Annotated in this window: 17 protein-coding genes and 1 tRNA gene; 10 read left to right on the plus strand and 8 right to left on the minus strand. The window is 67.3% G+C overall.

What is annotated here, in order from left to right:
• Positions 1–159: 159 nt before the first annotated feature.
• Positions 160–933: an IclR family transcriptional regulator gene (locus ACN6PJ_RS05230; RefSeq protein WP_427994840.1), complete on the minus strand. Its 774-nt coding sequence runs from the start codon at positions 931–933 to the stop codon at positions 160–162.
• Entirely contained in the window at positions 923–1,720 is a 798-nt protein-coding gene (locus ACN6PJ_RS05235) for an IclR family transcriptional regulator (protein ID WP_427994841.1), read from the minus strand. The genes ACN6PJ_RS05230 and ACN6PJ_RS05235 overlap by 11 nt, the downstream gene beginning before the upstream one ends.
• Positions 1,721–1,921: 201 nt before the next feature.
• On the opposite strand from ACN6PJ_RS05235, the gene ACN6PJ_RS05240 reads away from it, so the two are divergent.
• The 6 genes from ACN6PJ_RS05240 (at position 1,922) to ACN6PJ_RS05265 (ending at position 9,442) form a co-directional block, all read left to right on the plus strand.
• Entirely contained in the window at positions 1,922–3,088 is a 1,167-nt protein-coding gene (locus ACN6PJ_RS05240) for an acyl-CoA dehydrogenase family protein (protein WP_427994842.1), read from the plus strand.
• A 63-nt stretch (positions 3,089–3,151) separates the two neighbouring features.
• Entirely contained in the window at positions 3,152–4,135 is a 984-nt protein-coding gene (locus ACN6PJ_RS05245; RefSeq protein WP_427994843.1) for a Bug family tripartite tricarboxylate transporter substrate binding protein, read from the plus strand.
• 21 nt (positions 4,136–4,156) lie between these two features.
• Positions 4,157–5,125 carry a Bug family tripartite tricarboxylate transporter substrate binding protein gene (locus ACN6PJ_RS05250; protein ID WP_427994844.1) on the plus strand — a complete coding sequence of 323 codons (969 nt, stop codon included), beginning with the start codon at positions 4,157–4,159 and terminating at the stop codon, positions 5,123–5,125.
• A 3-nt stretch (positions 5,126–5,128) separates the two neighbouring features.
• Entirely contained in the window at positions 5,129–6,292 is a 1,164-nt protein-coding gene (locus ACN6PJ_RS05255; protein ID WP_427994845.1) for an acyl-CoA dehydrogenase family protein, read from the plus strand.
• Positions 6,293–6,314: 22 nt separating this feature from the next.
• Positions 6,315–7,310: an acryloyl-CoA reductase gene (locus ACN6PJ_RS05260; protein ID WP_427994846.1), complete on the plus strand. Its 996-nt coding sequence runs from the start codon at positions 6,315–6,317 to the stop codon at positions 7,308–7,310.
• 17 nt (positions 7,311–7,327) lie between these two features.
• Positions 7,328–9,442: an acetate--CoA ligase family protein gene (locus ACN6PJ_RS05265; protein ID WP_427994847.1), complete on the plus strand. Its 2,115-nt coding sequence runs from the start codon at positions 7,328–7,330 to the stop codon at positions 9,440–9,442.
• 42 nt (positions 9,443–9,484) lie between these two features.
• Here the strand turns inward: ACN6PJ_RS05265 and ACN6PJ_RS05270 are convergent, their stop codons facing one another.
• The 5 genes from ACN6PJ_RS05270 to ACN6PJ_RS05290 form a co-directional block, all read right to left on the minus strand.
• Positions 9,485–10,462 carry an SMP-30/gluconolactonase/LRE family protein gene (locus ACN6PJ_RS05270; protein ID WP_427994848.1) on the minus strand — a complete coding sequence of 326 codons (978 nt, stop codon included), beginning with the start codon at positions 10,460–10,462 and terminating at the stop codon, positions 9,485–9,487.
• A gap of 60 nt (positions 10,463–10,522) precedes the next feature.
• Positions 10,523–11,548 carry a Bug family tripartite tricarboxylate transporter substrate binding protein gene (locus ACN6PJ_RS05275; RefSeq protein WP_427994849.1) on the minus strand — a complete coding sequence of 342 codons (1,026 nt, stop codon included), beginning with the start codon at positions 11,546–11,548 and terminating at the stop codon, positions 10,523–10,525.
• A gap of 193 nt (positions 11,549–11,741) precedes the next feature.
• Complete coding sequence (locus tag ACN6PJ_RS05280; protein ID WP_427994850.1) at positions 11,742–12,632, minus strand: Rossmann-like and DUF2520 domain-containing protein; 891 nt, start codon at positions 12,630–12,632, stop codon at positions 11,742–11,744.
• 169 nt (positions 12,633–12,801) lie between these two features.
• On the minus strand, positions 12,802–14,700 hold the full coding sequence (gene htpG, locus ACN6PJ_RS05285) for a molecular chaperone HtpG (RefSeq protein ID WP_427994851.1): 1,899 nt from the start codon (positions 14,698–14,700) through the stop codon (positions 12,802–12,804).
• Between the two features lie 148 nt (positions 14,701–14,848).
• The gene (locus ACN6PJ_RS05290) at positions 14,849–16,252 is read right to left on the minus strand and encodes a DKNYY domain-containing protein (protein WP_427994852.1); all 1,404 of its coding nucleotides are present in this window, start codon (positions 16,250–16,252) and stop codon (positions 14,849–14,851) included.
• A gap of 149 nt (positions 16,253–16,401) precedes the next feature.
• Between ACN6PJ_RS05290 and ACN6PJ_RS05295 the strand changes: the two genes are divergently transcribed.
• The 4 genes from ACN6PJ_RS05295 to ACN6PJ_RS05310 all read left to right on the plus strand — a co-directional run bounded on the left by ACN6PJ_RS05295 (position 16,402) and on the right by ACN6PJ_RS05310 (position 19,944).
• Positions 16,402–17,790 (plus strand): uracil-xanthine permease family protein, encoded by a 1,389-nt coding sequence (locus ACN6PJ_RS05295; RefSeq protein ID WP_427994853.1) that lies wholly within the window; start codon positions 16,402–16,404, stop codon positions 17,788–17,790.
• A 119-nt stretch (positions 17,791–17,909) separates the two neighbouring features.
• Positions 17,910–17,994, plus strand: a tRNA-Leu gene (locus ACN6PJ_RS05300).
• Positions 17,995–18,128: 134 nt separating this feature from the next.
• Complete coding sequence (locus ACN6PJ_RS05305; RefSeq protein ID WP_427994854.1) at positions 18,129–19,256, plus strand: site-specific integrase; 1,128 nt, start codon at positions 18,129–18,131, stop codon at positions 19,254–19,256.
• Positions 19,257–19,317: 61 nt separating this feature from the next.
• Positions 19,318–19,944, plus strand: a complete 627-nt coding sequence (locus ACN6PJ_RS05310) for a hypothetical protein (protein WP_427994855.1) — start codon at positions 19,318–19,320, stop codon at positions 19,942–19,944.
• 195 nt (positions 19,945–20,139) lie between these two features.
• Here ACN6PJ_RS05310 and ACN6PJ_RS05315 read toward each other — a convergent pair whose 3' ends face one another.
• Positions 20,140–21,006 carry a hypothetical protein gene (locus ACN6PJ_RS05315; RefSeq protein ID WP_130357495.1) on the minus strand — a complete coding sequence of 289 codons (867 nt, stop codon included), beginning with the start codon at positions 21,004–21,006 and terminating at the stop codon, positions 20,140–20,142.
• Positions 21,007–21,056 lie beyond the last annotated feature (50 nt).

Consider the following 21,056-nt stretch of genomic DNA (forward strand, 5'->3'; position numbering starts at 1 on the left):
GCGGATTCCTCGGTTCGAAAGCGCCGACCGGGGTTCAACGGCGCGCCTGCAAAAGAGACTGGCGCTTGGGGAGGGCCCGATCGAAAGACAGGTGGCCAGTATGCCGGGTTCATCCTTGCGGAAATAGGGGTAAACCAGCGAAACACTTTTGACTGGGAATCACGAATACCCCAGCAACCGCTCCGTTTCTCGGGCCAGGGCGACCAGCCTGGGGCCGATGTCGGCCGCGCGCTCGCGGTAAGGCCCGTCGTTGACGGGCACGCCGCAATTGAAGACATAGAGCAGCGATTGGTGAGGCCGGCTCAGCGGAGCGGCGAAGCCATAGGCATCCGGACGCCATTGCAGGTTATTGCCGCAATAGCCCTTGCGCTCCAGGTCGCGGCGGGCGGCCGCCAGCATAGGGAAATGGGCCTCGTAGTGGGCGGGGTCGGCGATGCGCAACTGGTTCAGCACCGCCGCGCGCTCCTCATCGGAAGCCCTGGCCAGCCAGGCCTTGCCGGCGGCGCTGGACAGCAGGGGCAGCGAGGCCCCGATATCGGGGCGGGTCTGCAGGGTCTCGTTGGACCGGGCCGTTTCCACATAAACCATTTGCAGGCGGTCGCGCACCACCAGCGACACCGCTCCGCGCGCGTGGTCGGCAAGCTGCTTCATCAACGGACGCGCCAACTGGCGGATCTGCATGCTGGCCAGCAAGGGATAACTCAAGGCCAGCACCGACGCGCCCAGCCGGTAGCGCGCGGGCTCGCCTTCGCGCTGCAGGAAACCCAGCTCGACCAAGGTATGGGTCAGGCGGGCAACGGTGCTGCGCGACAGGCCGGTCTGCTGCGCGAAATCCCTGTTGGCCAGCACGGGCCGGTCCGCCCGGAAGCAGGCCAGGATATCGATGCCGCGCGCCAGCGTGGTGGTGAATTCGCGGTCGCGTTCATGCCCCATCGCCGCGCTCCAGCATTTTCTCGACGCGCGCGGCCAGGGTCAGCAGGCGTGGCGCGATGCGCCCGCGCAGGTCGCCGGGGCGCAGCCGCGCCACCGGCACGCCGCAATTGAAGACCAGCGCCTGGCCGTCGACCCGCAGGCGCATCGGCACCGCCACCGCATGCACGTCCGAATGCCAGTCGCCCTGCCCGACACAGTATCCGTGCTCGGCGTAGTCGCGCCGCGCCTGCGCCCAGTCCGGCGCATAGCGGCGCCAGGCCGCCGGATCCTGCCGCCGCAAGGTGTCCAGCACGGACTCGGCCTCGCCGCCCGCGCCTTGCGCCAGCCACGCGCGGCCCATCGCGGAGGGCAACAAGGGCAACAAGGCGCCGATGTCCGGCCGGAAAGACACGGCATCGTGTCCGCGGCAGGTTTCCAGGTAGACCATGTTCAGCCCGTGGTGCATCCCCAGCGACGCGGAGCCGCCCGCCGCGTCGGCCAGACGCTTCATCAGCGGACGCGCCAGCTGGCGGACCTTGATGCTGGCCAGCAGCGGGTAGCTCAGCGACAGCACGGCCGGCCCCAGGCGGTAACGGCGCAGGCCGCCATCGTAGCGCAGCAGCCCGCGCTGCATCAGCGTGGTGGTGAGCCGGGAGATCGTGGCCTTGGACAGGCCCGTGCGGTCCGCCAGTTCGCGGTTGCTGAGCGCGGGCTCGCCGTGGCGGAAGGCCTGCAGCACCGATAGCCCATGCGCCAGCGTGGTGGCGAAGGCGGGATCGGCATGGCGCTGGCCCGGGCGGGAAGTCATGGTCGCGGTCCTGGTGGCGGGGCCGCCGGAAAGCGCGGCCCGTAACGCCGATGATAGAGCAGCAGCCGCCGGCCAGCCGCAAGCGTCGTTCAAGATACCGAAACAGTTGTCTCGCATCCGCCGGCCTTTTGCTAGCCTGGATTCAACACGGCGCCAACACGGACAAGAATGGCACGGCGCCCCACGACACGGAGACCAGCCATGATCCGGGACCCCGACGGATTCCCCCAATTCCTCGACTCGCTGCGCCGCTACGTGCGCGAACGACTGGCGCCCCGCGAGGCCGAAGTCGCGCGATTGGACGAGGTGCCGCAGGATCTGGTGGCCGACATGGCCGCCCGGGGCCTGTTCGGCTATTCGATCCCCGAACAGTACGGCGGCGCGGGCATGACGACCGAGGAACTGGTCCTGGCTGCCATGGAACTGTCGCAATGCTCGGTGGCGTTCCGCGCCCGGGTCGGCACCAATACCGGCATCGGCTCCGAGGCGCTGGTGGCCGACGGCACCGAGGAACAGAAGGCCCGCTACCTGCCGCGCCTGGCCTCCGGAGAACTGACCGGCTGCTTCGCGCTGACCGAGCCGCAGGCCGGATCCGACGCCACCGCGCTGCGCACGACCGCGGTGCGCGACGGCGGCCACTACGTGCTGAACGGCGAAAAGTGCTTCATCACGAACGCGCCGCTGGCGGGCTTGTTCACGGTCATGGCGCGCACCGATCCCGACGCGCCGGGCGCCAAGGGCATCACCGCCTTCATCGTGGAACGCGGCGCGCCGGGCCTGTCCACGGGGCAACCCTACGACAAGATGGGCCAGGCTGGATCGCCCGTGTCTTCGGTGCATTTCCAGGACTGCCGCGTGCCGGCCGCGAACATCATCGGCGGCAGCGAGGGCATGGGATTCAAGACCGCCATGAAGGTCTTGAACAAGCAGCGCATCCATCTGGCGGCGCTGTGCATCGGCCCGGCGATCCGCATGCTGGACGACACGCTGCGCTTCGTGGCCGAGCGCCGGCAGTTCGGCAAGCCGCTGATGGATTTCCAGCTGATCCAGGCCATGGTGGCCGACTGCCAGACCGACATCCAGGCGGCGCGCGCGCTGGTGCTGCAGACCGCCCGCGAACGCGACGAAGGCCGCGACGTGACGCTGAACGCGTCGATCTGCAAGTACTTCTCGTCGGAGATGTGCGGCCGCGTGGCCGATCGCTGCGTGCAGATGCACGGCGGCTACGGCTACATCGCCGACCACGGCATCGAGCGCTTCTACCGCGACGTGCGCCTGTTCCGCCTGTACGAGGGCACCAGCCAGATCCACCAGTTGACCATCGCCCGCCATACGCTGACCCAGGCGGGTTACACGCCCGGCCGCTAGGCCAGCCACACCGGGACCGCAGCCCCGAGAAGCCGGCGGCCCGCCAGACCAAAGGAGACTTCCATGCTGCACAAGCACTTGCCGAAATGGATCGCGGCCATGGCCGCCGCGTTCACTTGCGCGGCGCTGCCGCCCCAGGCCGCGGCCGCCTATCCCGACAAGCCCGTGAGGCTGATCGTTCCGTTCGCGCCGGGCGGCTCCACCGACATTCTCGGACGCCTGCTCGCCGAAGCGCTGCATCCGATCCTGGGCCAGCCCGTCATCGTGGAGAACAAGCCCGGCGCCGGCGGCAACATCGGCGGGGACTTCGTGGCCCGGGCCGCGCCCGACGGCTACACGCTGCTTCTGGCGGCCGCCGGCCCCACCGTCATCAATCCCAGCCTGTACGCCAATATGCCGTTCAATCCGGCCAAGGATCTGGCGCCCATCAGCTGCCTGGAACGCGAGCACAACCTGATGGTGGTGACGAAATCCATGCCGGTGAAGAACCTGCAGGAATTCCTGCAATACGCGCGCAGCCATCCCGGCAAGCTGTCTTTCGGCTCCCCGGGCAACGGCTCGCCCGCGCAACTGGCCGGCGAACTGCTCAAGCAGCAGGCCGGGCTGCAGGCGGAACACGTGCCGTACAAGGGCACGGGGCCCGCCATCACCGACCTGGTGGCCGGCCATATCGACTTCATGATCGACAACATGCCGGCGCTGCTGCCGCAGGTCAAGGCCGGCAGCCTGCGCGCGCTGGCCGTGCCCAGCGACCAGCGCGCCACGGCCGCGCCCGATATCCCCACCTTCGACGAAGCCGGCCAGAAGGGCTTCGTGGTGATGGCATGGAAGGGCTTGATGGCGCCCGCCGGCACCGACGCCGCGGTCATCGAGCGGCTGCATGCGGCAGTGGTCAAGGCGCTGCGGGACCCGACGCTGCGCGCCCGTTTCCAGGAACTGGGCGCCGAGCCGCTGGGCAGTTCCCCGGCCGAATTCGCCAAGCAGATCGCGGATGAAACCGCCTGGTGGGGCAAGCTGGTGCAGTCCACCGGCACCCGCATCCAATAGGCGCGAGGCCTGGAGACAGCCATGCATTCCTTCGTCCGTACCCTGCGCGCCCTATGCGCGCTCGCCCTGGCCGGGATGGCCGGCGCGGCAGCCGCCGCCTATCCCGACAAGCCGGTCCGCCTGATCGTGCCCTATGCCGCCGGCGGCGGCACCGACACCGCGGCGCGCATGATCGCCCGCAAGCTCGCTCCCCTGCTCGGCCAGCCCGTGGTAGTGGAGAACAAGCCCGGCGGCGCCACGCAGATCGGCACCGCCTATGTCGCGTCCGCCGCCCCCGACGGCTACACACTGCTGATGGGCACGGCCAACCTGGCGACCAACAGCGTGCTGTACGCCAAGCTGCCCTATGACGTGACGCGCGACCTGGCCCCGGTGGTCTGGGCCACCGATGTGCCGGTCTACCTGCTGCTGCCGGCCGCCAGCCCCTGGCGTACGCTGGACGATCTGAAACGCGCCGCAGCCCAGCAGCAGGGCCTGACGTTCGCCACCGCCGGCACGGGCAGCATTCCGCACCTCGCGGGCGAACAGTTCTCGCGCCAGACGGGCATCGCGCTTCGGCACATTCCCTACAAGGGCAGCAGCGAGGCCGCTACCGCGCTGGTGGGCGGCCAGGTCCAGATGAGCTTCGACAACCTCCCGCCGGTGTACGCGCAGGTCAAGGCGGGCCGGCTGCGCGCCGTGGCCATCGCCGCGCAGGCGCGCAACCCCGAGCTGCCCGACGTGCCCACGCTGGCGGAACTCGGCGTGCCGCTGTCGGCCTCGTCCTGGTGGGGCGTCATGGCGCCGGCCGGCACGCCGAAGGATGTCATCGCCCAGTTGAACCGCCAGGTCAACGCCGTGCTGGCCGATCCCGAGGTGCGCGGCTATTTCACCGGCCTGGGGATGCAGCCCACGGGCGGCGCGCCCGAAGCCTTCGGCCGGCACATCGCGCAGGAAACCGACCGCTGGCGCGCCGTGGTGAAGCAGGCCGGCGTGAAGATCGAGGAATAGGCCATGAATGGCAAGCAGCAAGACACCGCCGACGTCCCGGAACTGTGCGAGCGCATGCGCCGCTTCGTGGACGAGGTCGCGATACCCGCCGAATCGCCCGGCATCGCGCGCGACGTGGCCGGGCTGGACCGTTGCGTGGCCCGCCTGCGCGCACAGGCCCGCGAAGCCGGGCTGTACGCGCCGCAGCTCCCCCGGGATTGGGGCGGACTGGGCCTGGGCTGGCGCGCGCTGGCCCTGGTGCTGGAAGAGGCCGGGCGCGGCTTCCTGGGGCCTGCCGCGCTGAACTGCGCCGCGCCCGATCAACCCAACATGCTGACGCTGCTGCGGCTGGCCAGCCCCGCCCAGCAGGAACGCTTCCTGGCGCCGCTGGTGCGCGGCGAGCAACGCGCCTGTTTCGCGATGACCGAGCCCGCTCCCGGCGCGGGTTCCGATCCCTCCATGCTGCAAACGCGTGCCGGACGCCGCGGCGGCCGATGGGTGTTGAACGGGCACAAGCAGTTCATCAGCGGCGGCGTGGGCGCGGATTTCGCGCTGGTGCTGGCGCGGGCGGAAGAAGGCGCCACCCTGTTCCTGGTGCCCTCGGACACGCCGGGCTACCGCGTCGTGCGCGATATCGGCATGGTCACCGGCTACCAGATCGGCGGCCACGCCGAGATCCTGCTCGAAGGCTGCGAGGTCGGCGACGACGCTGTGCTGGGCGAGCCCGGCCGCGGTCTCGAATACGCGCAACTGCGGCTGGAGCCCGCGCGCCTGTCCCATTGCATGCGCTACATCGGCCGCGCCCGCCGCGCCCTGGAAACCGCGCAGGCCTATGTCGTGAGGCGCGATTCATTCGGCTCGCGGCTGGCGGACCTGCAGCAGATCCAGGCGATGGTGGCCGATTCCCACATCGATCTGCACGCCAGCCGCCTCATGACGCTGGATTGCGCCAGCCGCATGGATGAAGGCCTGCCCGTGAAACAGCACAGCGCCATGGCCAAGGTCTTCGTGTCCGAGGCGGTGAACCGGGTGGCGGACCGGGCCGTGCAGATGATGGGCGCCTGCGGGCTGTCGGAAGACACGCCCGTGGCCATGATCTGGCAGGAACTGCGCCCCTTCCGCATCTACGACGGCGCCAATGAGCTGCATCGCGCCACCTTGGCGCGCCGGCTGCTGGCGCGCGTCTGACACTCCAAGGGAGAAGACCACGATGGACAATCCGACTTTCCAGGCCTACCGCCTGCACGCCGGCGCGGCGGACGCGCCTCCGCAGGGCCGCTTCGAGACCCTGGGCGTGGACGATCTGTCCGAGGGCGACACGCTCATCAAGGTGGCCTACGCGGGCCTCAATTACAAGGACGCGCTGGCCCAGGCCGGCCGTGGCGGCATCATCCGCGCCTACCCGCGCATCGGCGGCATCGATCTCTCGGGCACCGTGGTGCATTCGGCCGATCCGGCGCTGGCGCCGGGCCAGGAGGTCGTCGTGCACGGCTTCGGCATCGGCGTGGACTGCGATGGCGGCTACGCCGAATACGCGCGGGTCCCGCACGGCTGGGTGCTGCCCCTGCCCGCCGGCATCGGCCTGCGCGACGCCGCGGTGCTGGGCGCGGCCGGCTACACGGCCGCGCTGTCGCTGCACTGGATGGAACACTGCGGGCTGACGCCGGAGCAAGGCGAGGTGCTGGTCACCGGCGCGACCGGCGGCGTCGCGGGCATCGCCATCGACATCCTGAGCCAGCGTGGATACCGCGTATGCGCCATGTCCGGCAAGCCGGACGCGGAAGGCTATCTGCGGTCGCTGGGCGCACAGGAAGTGATCGCGCCGCCCGACCCGTCGGCCGCCATCAAGCCGCTGATGAGCGCCCGCTGGGCCGGCGTCGTCGATTCGGTGGGCGGCAAGGTGCTGGCCCATGCGCTGGCGAGCCTGCGCCCGGACGGCGTCGCCGCGGCCTTCGGCAACGCGGGCGGCGCGGAGCTGCCGTCCTCCGTCATCCCCTTCATCCTGCGCGGCGTCAAGCTGCTGGGCATCAACGCCAACAGCCCCATGCCCCTGCGCCGCCAGGTATGGAACAAGCTGGCCGCCGAATACCGCCCGGCGCGCCTGGACCTGATTTCCCGCGTCATCGAACCCTCGGCCCTGCCGCAGGCGCTGGCCGCCATGCTCGAACGCGGCAGTATCGGCCGCAGCGTGGCGCGCTTTTCCTGAATTCCTTTGCCCACATCATGACCCAGCTTCCCGACTCCTCCCTGTCCCGCCTTTTCGACCCGCAAGGCATCGCCATCGTGGGCGCCTCCGCCACGCCGGGCAAGATCGGCGCCATGCCCGTCACGCTGCTGCGCCAGCATGGCTACGAAGGCCGCATCGTTCCCGTCAATCCGCGGGCGGACGCCATCCAGGGCCTGCCCGCGGCGCCTGCCCTTGACGCGCTGGACGAGGACATCGACCTGGCCATCCTGGCCGTGCCCGCGGCCCATGCCGCGCAGGCGCTGGAACGCGCGCGCCCCGGCCAGCTCGGCGCGGCGGTGGTCTTCACCTCGGGCTTCTCCGAAACCGGCGCATCAGGCGCCGCGCAGCAGGAACGGCTCTGCACGATCGCCCGCGAGCGCGGCATCCGCCTGCTCGGCCCGAACTGCCTGGGCTTCATGAACGTGCGGCGCAAGGTCTACGCCACGTTCTCGCCGGCGCCCGCCAACGGCATCGTGCCGGCGGGAGGCATCGGCATGGTGTCGCAGAGCGGCGCGTTCGGCGCCTATGCCTACAGCATGGCGCGCGAGCGCGGCCTGGGCCTATCGCACTGGATCAGCACGGGCAACGAAGCCGACATCGACGTGGCGGACTGCATCGAATGGCTGGCCCACGACGCCGACACGCGCGTCATCATGGCCTACATGGAAGGCTGCCGCGACGGCGCCAAGCTGCGCCGCGCCCTGGCCGCGGCTCGCGCCGCCGGCAAGCCCGTCGTCGTCACGAAGATCGGGCGCACCCAGGCCGGGGCGCAGGCCGCCGCCTCGCACACCGCCGCGCTGGCCGGCGACGACGCCGTCTATGACGCGCTGTTCCGCCAGTACGGCGCCCTGCGCGCCCGCAGCATCGAAGACTTCTTCAACCTGGGCTACGCGCTGGACACCTGGAAGCGCCCTCCCGCCGGCAAGCGCCTGGGCATCTTCACCATCTCGGGCGGCGTGGGCGCCCTGATGGCCGACGAGGCCCAGGACGCCGGACTGGCCCTGCCGGAGCCCGCCGCCGCCGCCCAGGCTCGCCTGCTGGAACGCGTGCCTTTCGCCAGCGCCCGCAATCCCGTGGACGTCACCGGCCAGGCCGTGTCGGAACCCGGGCTGCTGCTGACGACGGCCGACGACATCCTGGCGGATGGCCGCTACGACGCGCTGGCGGTGTTCCTGGCCGCCGCCGGTTCGTCCGAAGCGCTGTGGCCCGCCTTCGAGGCCTTCGCGCGCGAGATGCAGGCCCGCCACCCCGGCGTGCCGCTGGCCATCAGCGCCCTGTTCCCGCCCGCCCGCCGCCGCGAACTGGAGCGCCTGGGCTGCCTGGTGTTCCCCGACCCCAGCGCCGCCATCCGAACCATAGGCGCCGTGGCCGGCCTGGCGGACCGGGCGGACGCGGACGCCAGCGCCATCGCTCCCGCGGCCCCGCCGGACGACGCCCCGCCCCTGCTGGATGCCTACAACGAGGTCCAGGCCATGGCGCTGCTGCGCCACGCCGGGCTTGCCGCCACGCCCTGCACGCTTGCCGCCGATGCCGGCGCGGCGGTGCGCGCCGCCGCCGCCCTGGACGGCCCGGTGGCGTTGAAAGTGGTGTCGCCCGACATCGTGCACAAAAGCGACGTGGGCGGCGTCAAGCTCAACGTCTTGGGCGAAGACGCGCTGCGGCGCGCCTATGCGGACATCATGGATGCGGCGCGCAGGCACTGCCCCGGGGCCCGCATCGACGGCGTGCTGGTCGCGCCCATGGCGCCCAAGGGCGTGGAGTGCATCGCCGGCGTGCATTGCGACCCGGTTTTCGGACCGGTGGTCATGTTCGGGCTGGGCGGCGTCTTCGTCGAGGTACTGAAGGACGTGAGCTTCCGCCTGGCGCCCTTCGGCCGCGGCGAAGCCCTGGCGATGATCCGCGAGATCAAGGGCTACGCGCTGCTGCAAGGCGCGCGCGGCGCGCCGCCCTGCGATATCGACGCCCTGGCCGACGCGCTGGCGGCGCTATCGCGCTTCGCCCACGCCCGGCGCGCGGACGTCAGCGCGGTGGAGATCAACCCCCTGCTTGCGCTGCCCGACGGCCAGGGCGCGCTGGCGCTGGACGCGGTGGTGATACGGAGCGGAAGTTAAGGCCACTGCGCCGGCGGCAGGCCCTGCGGGCAATCGGGGAGCTCAATCCAGCACGGTCCTGCCCACATTCCAATGCAGGGGCTTCGCCCCCGCCACGGGCGCCTGCCAGACCGAAATGCCCGTATTGAAGAGACTGCCCAGGTAGGCGGTGCGCAGCCCGGGCCCGCCAAACGCGATGCTGGAGATATTGCGCAAGCCATAGTGCTTGCCCGTGCTGATTTCCTCGAAGCCGAACGCGTTGGCGGCGAAGGCCCGTTCCGCCGCATCGATGGCGCCGTCGTCGCAGTCTTCGATGTGCACGGTGCAATGGCCGCGCCGGTCCACCTGCAGCACGCGGTTGCTGACGACGCTGGTCAGCCAGATGCCGCCCTCCTCGTCGAACTCCAGGCCGTCCGGCCAGGTGCCGCGCCCGAATTCGCACACGAGCTCCCGCTTGCCCAGGGCGGGACCTGGCAGGATCTCGAAGCGCGACAGGCGGCGGGCGATGGTCTCGTTCACGTACAGCCAGCGGCCCGTGGGATCTACCCGCAACTCATTGCTGAAGCCCAGCCCGCGCGCCACGATCTCGACTCGGCCGCTGCCCGGACGCATCACGCCGATCATGGCGTCCGCGTTGCCCGTATGGAAGGCCAGGCTGCGCGGCTCCCGCTGTGTGCACAGCGACAGCCAGACGTTGCCATGCTCGTCCGGGAACAGGAAGTTGAGCGGCGAGCGCGGCAGGCCCTGCTCTTCGGTCAGGAAGGGTTCTAGCTGGCCGGGCGCGACCAGCTTCCATGCGCCGCCGCGCGGGCCGACATTGGCGATCAGAAAGGTGCCGTCATCCAGCAGCGCAATGCCGTTGGCCACGAACTCTTGCGCCGGCCATTGCACGGCGGGCTGGCCGCCCGGGTCCCGGTCCACGCGCACCACGCCGCGCTGGCGGTCGCAGGCATAGAGGCGCCCGTCGGCAAGCGCGATCACCGATTCGGGCCGGTTCAGATGGTTGCCGATGAGCGGCAGGGGCTGCTGCAGGACTGTCATGTCGGGGGGTTCTCCTGGTGAACGCGGGCCGCGGCTCTCCGCGGCGCGCAACGATCCGCGCTACTCGATCTGGACGCGGGAGTTGCGCACGATGCCGCCCCAGCGCTGGTATTCGCTTTGCAGGAAGGCGCGGTATTCCTCGGTCTTCATGATCTGGGGCACGATGTACTGGGCGCGCAGGTTCTCCTGGACGGTGGCGTCGCGCATCACATTGCCGAGCTCGTCGTTCAGGCGCGCCAGGATGGGCGCGGGGATGTTGGCCGGGCCCAGCAAGCCCACGGCGCTGCGCAGGTCCAGGTCCATCCCCTGCTCCTTCAGCGTGGGCAGATCCGGCAAGGTGGCATAGCGCTCGGGCGAGCCCAGGCCCAGCATCCGGATCTTGCCGTCCTTCACATAACCGTCGGTGATCTGCATGGGCAGGATGGCGGCGTCGACCTGCCCCGAGGCCAGCCCCAGCAGCTCCGGCGCGGTGCCCTGGTACGGCACGTGCAGGATGTCCAGCCCATTCTCGGCCTTGAAGTTCTCCATCACCAGCTGCGCCGTGCTGCCGATGCCCCAGGTGCCATAGGTGTATTTGCGCGGAGACTTGCGGACCAGCGCCATGAACTCCTGCGCGCTGCGCGCCGGAAGGGACGGATGCACGGCCAGCCCGAACTGGAAATAGCCGATGGGCGCCACCGGCGAAAAATCCCGCAGCGCATCGTAGGGCGACTGCTTGTACAACTGCGGGAAGATGAAGTGCGAATCCGCAGTGGCGTACACCACGGTATAGCCGTCGGGCTTGCTGCGCGCCGCCTGGGCGCTGCCTATGGTGCCGGTGGCGCCGCCGCGGTTCTCCACGACAATGGGCTGGCCCACCCGGTCGCTCAGCTTGGTGGTCAGCATGCGCACCACGATGTCCCCGCCGCCCCCCGCGGCCCAGGGCACGATGAACGTGAGGGGATGGGACGGAAAAGTGCCCGCGCCGGCGCTGGCCCGGGCGGCCCCGGCGGCGAGCGAACCGGCGATGGAACCGGTCATCCAGGGCGCCAGGGCCAGGCCGCGCACGACCCGCCGGCGCGCCTCCATGAATGCGCGATGTGTCATGTCTCTCTCCATGCCCCGCATGGCCCGCGGGATTCTTATGGCGGAACAGGCTCGACGCCGCACGCGGCCGGCCGCTACCGTGGCAGCAATAATCGCGCAATTCCCAGCGCGGATGGCATCGTAAATTCTCGGGCCGCTATGGCAAACGGCGATGGCTTGCCGGCCCCCGGCGGCTGGATGCGTCCGGCGCGGGTCAAGCCTGGGGCGCGCGCAGGATGGCCTCGATGCGCGCGGCCTTGTCCGCGTCGATGCCACCCGCCGCCAGCGCCAGCGACACGCTGCGCAGGCACAGTTCGCGATAGAGCCGCGCCGTATCGCCGTCCAGTTCGCCCAGGGCGGCCACGTGCTTCTCGATGGTGCCCGCGTCGCCGCGCGATACCGGACCCGGCATGCCCCTGGCCAGCCCCGCGGCCTCGATGGAGGCCAGCGTGCCCCGCACCATGGGCAGGAGCGCCGGCAGGGCCTGCGCCTCGGTCGCGCCCCAAGACTGCCAGATGCGCACGGCCTCGCCCAGCACCACGTTGATGTGCTGGGAGGCGTGCCCCGCCGCGGCGTGGTACCTGGCCCGCATGCCCGGAGGCAGCTGGTTGGCGGCGCAGCCCAGGCGCTCGACCAGCCCCAGCAGGATGCGGCTGAGCTCGCCTTGCGCTTCTATCGTGATCGTGGAACCGGGCAGTGACCTGGCGGCCGCGGCCGGGTCGGCGAAGGTCTGCATGGGATGGAAGCCGCCGACCATGGCGCCGTCGGCGGCGGCCTTGGCCAGCGCCGAGACGTCCGTGGCACCGCTGCAATGCACGACGCCCTGGCCCTCGCGCCACTGGAGCTCGTCCGCGATCGCCTGGATGGCGCCGTCGGGCGTGGTGATGAACACCAGGTCGCATTCGTCGGCCAGCCGCTGCGCCGGATACCGGGCGCAATCCGCGATGGGCGCCGCCAGCTCGGCCGCGCGCGCGGCGCCGCGGCTGGCCACCGCATGCACCCGGCAGCCGGCCGCGTCCAGGCTCCACGCCAGGGCGCGGCCCAGGCGGCCCGCACCGATGAAACCGATCTTGAGTGCAGCAATGGAGGTTCGCGTGTGGGGCATGGCGGGCTCGGCAGGGTTCGGCAAGACGTCAAGCCCAAAGGTTAACGCCTGCGCCCGCCCGGACCCCTTTTTATTTTTTCCAGGCGCCATCGCCTGGCGCGAAGGCCGTGGAAAAAACAAGGGCCCCTGGCGCGATGCCAGGGACCCTTGCGCGCGGCCTGCTTGCCGCTTACTTCAGCAGCAGCGCGTTCAGGCGCTTCACGAACGCGGCCGGGTCGGCGATCTGCGCGCCTTCAGCGAGCAGGGCCTGGTCCAGCAGCAGGCGGGCCCATTGGTCGAACTCGCCGTCTTCAGCCGCGCGGATGCGCGCCAGCAGCGGGTGCTCGGGGTTGATCTCGAGCACGGGTTTCACATTGGGCGCTTCCTGGCCGGCGGCCTTCAGCATGCGCAGCAGGTGCGGGCTCAGTTCGTTCTGGCCCACCACCACGCAGGCCGGCGAATCCACCAGCCGCAGCGTCACGCGCACTTCCTTGACCTGGTCCTCCAGCGTCTTCTGCAGGCGCTCGACCAGCGGCTTGAAGTCTTCGGCCACCTCGGCCTGGTGCTTCTTTTCTTCCTCGTCGGCCAGCTCGGCCAGGTCCAGGCCGCCCTTGGCCACCGACACCAGCGACTTGCCGTCGAATTCGCGCAGGTAGGACAGCATCCATTCGTCCACGCGATCCGACAGCAGCAGCACTTCGATGCCCTTCTTGCGGAAGATCTCAAGGTGCGGGCTGTTGCTGGCCGCGGCGAAGGTGTCCGCCGTGACGTAGTAGATCTTGTCCTGGCCTTCCTTCATGCGCGACACGTAGTCGGCGAAGGACACGGTCTGGGCCTGGTCGCCGGTGTTCGTGGACGCGAAGCGCATCAGCTTGGCGATGCGCTCCAGGTTGGCGTGGTCTTCGCCCGCGCCTTCCTTCAGCACCTGGCCGAATTCCGACCAGAACGTGGCGTAGTCTTCCGGCTTGTTCTCGGCCATGTCTTCCAGCAGCGACAGGATGCGCTTGGCCGAGCCTTCGCGGATCGCGCGCACGTCGCGGCTTTCCTGCAGGATCTCGCGCGACACGTTCAGCGGCAGGTCCGCCGAATCGATCACGCCGCGCACGAAACGCAGGTACGACGGCAGCAGCTGATCGGCGTCGTCCATGATGAAGACGCGCTTCACGTACAGCTTCACGCCGCGACGGCCGTCGCGGTCCCAGAGGTCCATCGGCGCATGCTTGGGCACGTACAGCAGCTGGGTGTATTCGCTGCGGCCTTCCACGCGGTTGTGCGTCCACGCAAGCGGATCGTCGTAGTCATGCGACACCGTCTTGTAGAACTCGCGGTATTGCTCTTCGGTAACGTCGGACTTGCTGCGGGCCCACAGCGCGTTGGCCTGGTTCACCGTTTCCAACTCGTCCGTCTTGACCTGCTCGCCCTTCTCCTGGTCCCACTCTTCCTTGGCCATGCGGATGGGCAGGGAGATATGGTCCGAGTAGCGGCGCAGGATCTCGCGCAGCTTCCAGCCGTTGAGCAGCTCGTCTTCGTCGGCGCGCAGATGCAGCGTCACGTCGGTGCCGCGCGTGGCCTTCTCGGCCGCGGCGATGGTGAACTCGCCCTGGCCGTCGGATTCCCACTGGATCGCTTCCGTGGCGCCGGCGCGGCGGCTCACCACCGTCACCTTGTCCGCGACGATGAACGAGGAATAGAAACCCACCCCGAACTGGCCGATCAGCTGCGCGTCCTTCTGCTTGTCGCCCGTCAGCTGCGAGAAGAATTCGCGGGTGCCGGAGCGGGCGATGGTGCCCAGGTTGGCCACCGCTTCTTCGCGCGACAGGCCGATGCCGTTGTCCGAGATCGTGATCGTGCGGGCGGCCTTGTCGTAGCTGACGGTGATCGCCAGCTCGCCGTCGCCGCCCAGCAGCTCCGGACGGTCGATGGCTTCGAAGCGAAGTTTGTCGCAGGCATCCGATGCATTCGACACCAGCTCGCGCAGGAAGATTTCCTTGTTGCTGTACAGCGAATGGATCATCAGGTGCAGCAACTGCTTCACCTCGGCCTGGAATCCCAGGGTTTCGGACGTGGAAGGCGTGGCGGTTTGGCTCATGGTTCTACGTGGCTAGGTAAATAAATTAGGGACGGTTATTGGCCGCCGGGACGTTCAGCCCGCGCGGCGGCCGGGAAACCCTATTGATGTGGGGGCCAATCGCGCGCATTTCAAGACCCGGCCGACCGCCGGCAGCCGCCGCCCGGCCTCAGAAGATCGAGAAGACCCTGCGGTAGCGCGTCTTGGCCTCCAGCACGGTCTCGCTCTGCGGCACCGCCAGCTTGCCGTCCCGGATCAGCTTGCGGATATCGGCGGCCTTGATCTGCCGCGTCTCTTGCGAGCGCAGCAGGAAATCCGCCGCGGCGCGGTCCATGATTTTGTAGATCGGGTGGAAAACCAGCTGCGAGGGGCCCAGCTCATCGAGGTAATAGAGCGCCTCGCCCTTCTGCCAGACCGTGCCGAAGTTGTGATACACCGCGCCGCGCTTTTGCCATTCTCCGTCCGGCGCGCCCTCCAGCCGGTTGACCAGCGTAGAACGGGACACCAGCCCGCCGCCGCTGCCCCGCGAGGAGCGAGCCCAGACTTCCCTGGCCTGCAGGAACAGCGCCTGCCTGCCGTCCGTATACACGTAAGGCGACAGCGCGGTGTACGTTCCCGAGGCGTAGGGATCGTCGCCGGCCCGCTCCACCTGCCGCGTCTGCGTGTTGTAGAAATACATGCCGTCCTTGCCGCGGAACAGCGCCTGGTACACGTGCCGGCCCTGCTCGCTCAGCAAGCGGTACGGCGCATGCGCCGCATCGAAGGGCTGCGCGCCCACGTACACCATGCCGTCGCGCGGATCGTAGAGATAGGGCTGGCGGTACAGATCTCCCACCATGAAGGTATACAGCCCGGGATCGTCCGACAGCGGCAGCAACTGCTCGTGGAAATACACGCTCCGGCCATCGGCGAAGAAATCGTCGCTGGCCCGCACGTCGCCATCCCTGCCCGCGGGCAGGCGGCGCAGCGAGACCGGATCCGCCTGCGCCATTTCCTGGGCCCGGTAGAACACGCGCGCCCCATCGGTGGCCAGGTCGCGGTCCAGCAGCGCCCGGTAGGGCTGGGCGCTGGCCGGCAGGGCAGCGAACGGATACAGGTAAGTCTGCGGCTTGGGGCCGGCGTCCGCCCGGAACAGGACCTTCTGCCAGAACTCGTCCAGCCTGCCCAGCTCCTGGTTGAGCACGCTGTGCATCGAACAATAATAGGTGACGGCCCCGTCGGTGAAATAGCTATTTCCCAGGTAGCGCGCCGACGCCGGCTGCATGTCCGGCAGGATCCGGTTGCCGCAATACACATTGCGCCGGTCCCTGGCCGCCTGCCTGCCATCGAAAGCCCCCGTATCGAACGCCTCGAAACTGGCCGGGTCGGCCTCCGCCACCCGGTAATAGCCGTTGCTGGGAACGGCGGCATAAACGCCGTCCTGATAGTTCTTGTAGATGCTGCTGCCGTAGGACTGCCCGCGATCGACGGCCGCGAAATCGTCGTCGTCCATCAGCCAGAACAGCAGGAACAGCGGCAGCGCGGAGAAGACCAGGACCAGCGCGATCACAATCCATTTGGCGCGTTTTTGCATGGCGGGGGGCCCGGCAGGCCCATTATTGGCGACACGGGATTCTAACGAGGCCCCGGCCGCCACCGGGGCGCCGCCCGGGACGCGCGGGGCCTTCCCCGCTAAAATCCCGCACTTTCCTCTCCCATCCCGCCCCGGCCGGCCATTCCGCCATGCAACCCGCCTCCCTGACTCAACCCGCGCCCCAAGGCGCCTCCGACGCCGACGAACCCAGCTACGACCTGGTCTACGGCCCCGACGACCGACCCGCCCCGCCCGTCGCCTTCGTCGCCGCCCTGCAGCACCTGCTGGCCATCCTGGTCCCCATCGTCACCCCGGGCCTGCTCATCTGCCAGGCCCTGGACGTCTCCAGCCGCGACACCACCCTGATCGTCTCGATGTCGCTGGTCATCTCCGGCATCGCCACCTACGTCCAGTGCAAGCGCTTCGGCCCCCTGGGCGCCGGCCTGCTGATCGTGCAGGGCACCAGCTTCAACTTCGTCGGACCGCTCATCGCCGGCGGCTCCGTCATGGTCAAGCAAGGCACCCCGGTCGAGACCGTGATGGCCGCGATCTTCGGCGTCGTCATCGCCGGATCCTTCATCGAAATGGGCATCAGCCGCATCCTGCCCTTCGTCAAGCGCCTGATCACCCCGCTGGTCACCGGCATCGTCGTCCTGCTCATCGGCCTGACCCTGATCAAGGTCGGCCTCATCAGCATGGGCGGCGGCTACAGCGCCATGGGCAACGGCACCTTCGCCAGCGCCGAAAACCTGACCCTGTCCGGACTGGTCCTGGGCACCATCATCCTGCTGAACCGCGTGCCCGTCGTCTGGGTCCGCAGCACCGCCCTGGTCCTCGCCCTGGCCGTCGGCTACATCGCCGCCGCCGCCATGGGCCGCCTGGACTTCACCGGCGCCCGCGAAGCCTCCCTGTTCCAGATCCCCACGCCGCTGCACTTCGGCCTGGGCTTCTCGTGGTCGCTGTTCGTGCCCATGCTGATCATCTACCTGGTCACCTCGCTGGAAGCCATCGGCGACGTCACCGCCACCAGCAAGGTCTCCAAGGAACCCGTCGAAGGCCCCCTCTGGATGCAGCGCATCAAGGGCGGCGTGCTCGTCAACGGCGCCAACTCGCTCCTGGCCGGCGTCTTCAACACCTTCCCCAGCTCCGTCTTCGCGCAGAACAACGGCGTCATCCAGCTGACCGGCATCGCCAGCCGCCACGTCGGCATCTGGATCGCCGGCATGCTGATCCTGCTGGGCCTCTTCCCGCCCGTCGCCGGCATCCTGCAAGCCGTGCCCGAACCCGTCCTGGGCGGCGCCGCCATGGTCATGTTCGGCGCGGTCGCCGCGTCCGGCATCAACATCCTGGCCGGCATCCAGCTCGACCGCCGCGCGCTCCTCATCATCGCCGTCTCCCTGGCCCTGGGCCTGGGCGTCTCGCAAGTGCCCGAGATCCTCTCGCACCTGCCCCACGCCGTGAAGAACGTGCTGGAATCCGGCGTGGCCACCGGCGGCATCTGCGCGCTGGTCATGAACTGGTTCCTGCCCGAGAAGTAGTAAGCCCCGGCCCGGCAAGGGGCGGATCCGCCCTTGCCTGACAATTTTCCGCAGACCGCATATAATCGCCGTCTTCGCTTCTCCCGCGACCGTCATCTGGACGCGTCCGCGACCTCCTAGCCCGGGTGGTGAAATTGGTAGACGCAGGGGACTCAAAATCCCCCGCCGCAAGGCGTGCCGGTTCGATTCCGGCCCCGGGCACCATCTCCAAATCTTCTGATAATTCAAGCCATTAGAAGATTTCGCAGTACAAGCCCCGCACCGGGGGATTTTCCTAAAATTGTGGTCAGGTACAGTTTCGGTACAGTGATGCGGCGCTAGCCCCATACGGAGTACTCATGGCTACGATCGTTAAGACTTCCTCGGGCACTTGGAAAGCCCTCATCCGCAAGACAGGCTGGCCGGCCACGGCCAAGACGTTCCGCACCAAGCGCGACGCCGAAGACTGGGCGCGCCGTACCGAAGACGAAATGGTACGCGGCGTATACATCCAGCGGGCGCCGGCCGAGCGCATGACCGTCGAAGCGGCGCTGACCCGCTACCTCAAGGAAGTCACGCCCACCAAGCGGGCCTCGACCCAAGCCGGCGAACACAAGAAAGCACAGGTCATCATCCGCCATCTTGGCAAGTACTCGCTGGCCGCCCTGAACGCCGAGATCGTGGCGCAGTTCCGTGACATGCGACTGGCCGGCGACCCGGACAAGCATGGCAAGCTACGGCCTCGCAGTAACAACACGGTACGCTTGGAACTGGCGCTGCTGGGCCACCTGTTCACCGTCGCGATCAAAGAATGGGGCATCGGCCTGCCCTTCAATCCAGTGTCCAACATTCGCCGCCCTGCCCCCGGCTCGGGCCGCAACCGGCGATTGACTCCCGAAGAACAGACCCGCCTGCTGCAAGCCGTCGATAAGCACTCGAACCCGATGTTCGGATGGATCGTCCGTATTGCCGTCCAGACCGGCATGCGGCTGTCTGAAATTGCCACGCTGCGCATTCGGCAAGTGGACATCGAGCGGCGCGTCGTCCGGCTGGAACATACCAAGAACTCTTCGCCTCGCACCGTCCCACTGACTGCCGAGGCAACGCGCGTGTTCACTGAGGCACTGACCAACCCCTTGCGACCTGCCGAAACCGAACTGGTGTTCTTCGGCGAACCCGGCCGGGACGGCATACGACGCCCCTACCTGTTCGACAAAGCATGGACCGAAGCCAAGCGAGCAGCGGGCCTTGAAGACTTCCGCTTTCACGACCTGCGACACGAGGCTGTCAGCCGGTTCGTGGAAGCCGGCTTGAGCGATCAGGAGGTGTCGGCCATCAGCGGCCACAAGTCGATGCAGATGCTCAAGCGCTATACGCATCTGCGGGCCGAAGACCTAGTGCAGAAGCTGGACCGCCTCGCGCGGCGCACGCCGTCCGCTTCTAAACAACGAAGTGAAGCCGACTCCCAAACAGAGAACAACGCATAATCGCTCCATCGCGTTGCCATAATGAATAACCGATTGTCTTAACCTACGGAGGAAGCTAGTTTTGCATACCGCTATCAAGATCGTCGCCATCAGCAGCTTTGCCCTTACCCTTGCCGCGTGCGGCAGCGCCAAGGACGCTAACAAGAGCAACTTCAGCAAGGCCATACAGGCATACCTGGATACTCAGAAGGGCCTGTGCGCTGCGGTTCCTGCAAAGGGCTTGCCGTTCACCCTGGCGAATCAAGACATGCTGGGCGGTCAGAACAAGAAGCGCGCCGACGCGCTGGTCGATGCCGGGCTGCTGACGAAGCGAGACACCGAAGTCAAAGCCATGTTTGGCAACAAGATGGAGCCGGCCACCGAGTACCAAATCACTGACACCGGCAAGAAATTCCTCGTCGCCAATGGTGCCAATACGATGGCTGGACAAGATGCCTTTTGCACCGGCAAGTACACCGTTGTGGAAGTGAGCAACTTCACTGAACCCAGCGACATGATGGGCGTAAAGGTGTCGCAGGTGAACTACCGCTACAAGGTAGAAGGTGCAGATGACTGGGCCAAATCGGAAAGCATGCGTGCCAATTACAAGAATTTTGCGGAACAGACTCAGGGAGATATACAGGGTAAGGCGGCTGTCATTCTGACCAACGATGGATGGATGCACGAGCGCCTGTTCAAGCGCGGATAATAACCCTGAGCCAGCTGTAAAACGAAAGGCCTTTCACCTTGAGTGAAGGGCCTTCTCTTTGGGGCTACGCCAATCTGCGAGGCGGTTGGGGGGCGCGGAACCACCCAAACTGGTCAGCGAATGATTTATATGGAAATAAGCACATAACACCTTAATTAAGCCGACCCGCGAAGCGGGTTCGGCTTGAATAAATTGTTAGGCTGCATCTCGTGACCTTTCGATAGCTGCGATTGATTGAGCTACGTCGCTGCGGGAAGTAAATGCGCCCGACCAGGCTTCCTTGAACCATGCGTTTAATGCACCAATGTCGGTGCGGAAGCCAGTGATTAGCTTGCGCCTTGCGTAGGAATGCAGCGTTTGATCTTTGATGACGAATCTCAGCCGAACGAACACAGACTCATATGCTACGTAGATACTCATTGCCCAGAGAAGAGGAATGAATGCAATGTTGTAGATGACCGGTAGTATGAAATCACGCAACGTATCTAGATGGGCGATTGTGTCAAAACTTGTTAGAACCTTATAGCTTTCAAATACCAGAAATCCTAGGCCCATGACAATCAAAACTCCGTTGAGAAATTTGTGGGCGGGGGCATATTTATCATCGCTTTGTGCTACGGCCAGCAAGCCGCCAAGCAGCGCTGTAAATGGAACAAAGATGAGCTCGCCAAGCAGTGGAAGCTTGAAAAGATTGATAAAGAAATCTAGAAGCAGAGACAACTTGAAGTTCTTCGCAACAGCGGTTTTAAGCAAACTTGGATTTCTGCTGATTTCAGGGGTGTCCGCGAGGGCCGGAATACCGGCGACAACGAGCCATAGTGCCGTGATCTTGAATTGCTTGAGCGTCCACAAATCAAAGTGACGCAATATTACCGTCACGGCCACCAGATATGCTATTGCGAGAAAGAAAGCTATTACGATTGGGCGAGCAGTCGCCGCCGAAAGTACGCTTCCGAAGCTCTTGCGTACGCCTGGCTTTGTCAGGCACCAAACAATAAAAATACCGAGCCAAATCGCTGTTGCGAGTTCCCGTGAATCCAAACTTTTGAGGATTTCGATCACTTTCTATGCAACCTGACGAACAAGCCAAGCCGCCGCCGAAGGCGCTCGGC

The organism is Achromobacter sp., from assembly GCF_050285585.1.
Classification (GTDB): domain Bacteria; phylum Pseudomonadota; class Gammaproteobacteria; order Burkholderiales; family Burkholderiaceae_B; genus Achromobacter.

Bases quoted from the DNA above. Each gene is read 5' to 3' on its own strand.
- ACN6PJ_RS05230 (WP_427994840.1), bottom strand. From the start codon at position 933: ATGGGGCATGAACGCGACCGCGAATTCACCACCACGCTGGCGCGCGGC.
- ACN6PJ_RS05235 (WP_427994841.1), bottom strand. From the start codon at position 1,720: ATGACTTCCCGCCCGGGCCAGCGCCATGCCGATCCCGCCTTCGCCACC.
- ACN6PJ_RS05240 (WP_427994842.1), top strand. From the start codon at position 1,922: ATGATCCGGGACCCCGACGGATTCCCCCAATTCCTCGACTCGCTGCGC.
- ACN6PJ_RS05245 (WP_427994843.1), top strand. From the start codon at position 3,152: ATGCTGCACAAGCACTTGCCGAAATGGATCGCGGCCATGGCCGCCGCG.
- ACN6PJ_RS05250 (WP_427994844.1), top strand. From the start codon at position 4,157: ATGCATTCCTTCGTCCGTACCCTGCGCGCCCTATGCGCGCTCGCCCTG.
- ACN6PJ_RS05255 (WP_427994845.1), top strand. From the start codon at position 5,129: ATGAATGGCAAGCAGCAAGACACCGCCGACGTCCCGGAACTGTGCGAG.
- ACN6PJ_RS05260 (WP_427994846.1), top strand. From the start codon at position 6,315: ATGGACAATCCGACTTTCCAGGCCTACCGCCTGCACGCCGGCGCGGCG.
- ACN6PJ_RS05265 (WP_427994847.1), top strand. From the start codon at position 7,328: ATGACCCAGCTTCCCGACTCCTCCCTGTCCCGCCTTTTCGACCCGCAA.
- ACN6PJ_RS05270 (WP_427994848.1), bottom strand. From the start codon at position 10,462: ATGACAGTCCTGCAGCAGCCCCTGCCGCTCATCGGCAACCATCTGAAC.
- ACN6PJ_RS05275 (WP_427994849.1), bottom strand. From the start codon at position 11,548: ATGACACATCGCGCATTCATGGAGGCGCGCCGGCGGGTCGTGCGCGGC.
- ACN6PJ_RS05280 (WP_427994850.1), bottom strand. From the start codon at position 12,632: ATGCCCCACACGCGAACCTCCATTGCTGCACTCAAGATCGGTTTCATC.
- htpG (WP_427994851.1), bottom strand. From the start codon at position 14,700: ATGAGCCAAACCGCCACGCCTTCCACGTCCGAAACCCTGGGATTCCAG.
- ACN6PJ_RS05290 (WP_427994852.1), bottom strand. From the start codon at position 16,252: ATGCAAAAACGCGCCAAATGGATTGTGATCGCGCTGGTCCTGGTCTTC.
- ACN6PJ_RS05295 (WP_427994853.1), top strand. From the start codon at position 16,402: ATGCAACCCGCCTCCCTGACTCAACCCGCGCCCCAAGGCGCCTCCGAC.
- ACN6PJ_RS05305 (WP_427994854.1), top strand. From the start codon at position 18,129: ATGGCTACGATCGTTAAGACTTCCTCGGGCACTTGGAAAGCCCTCATC.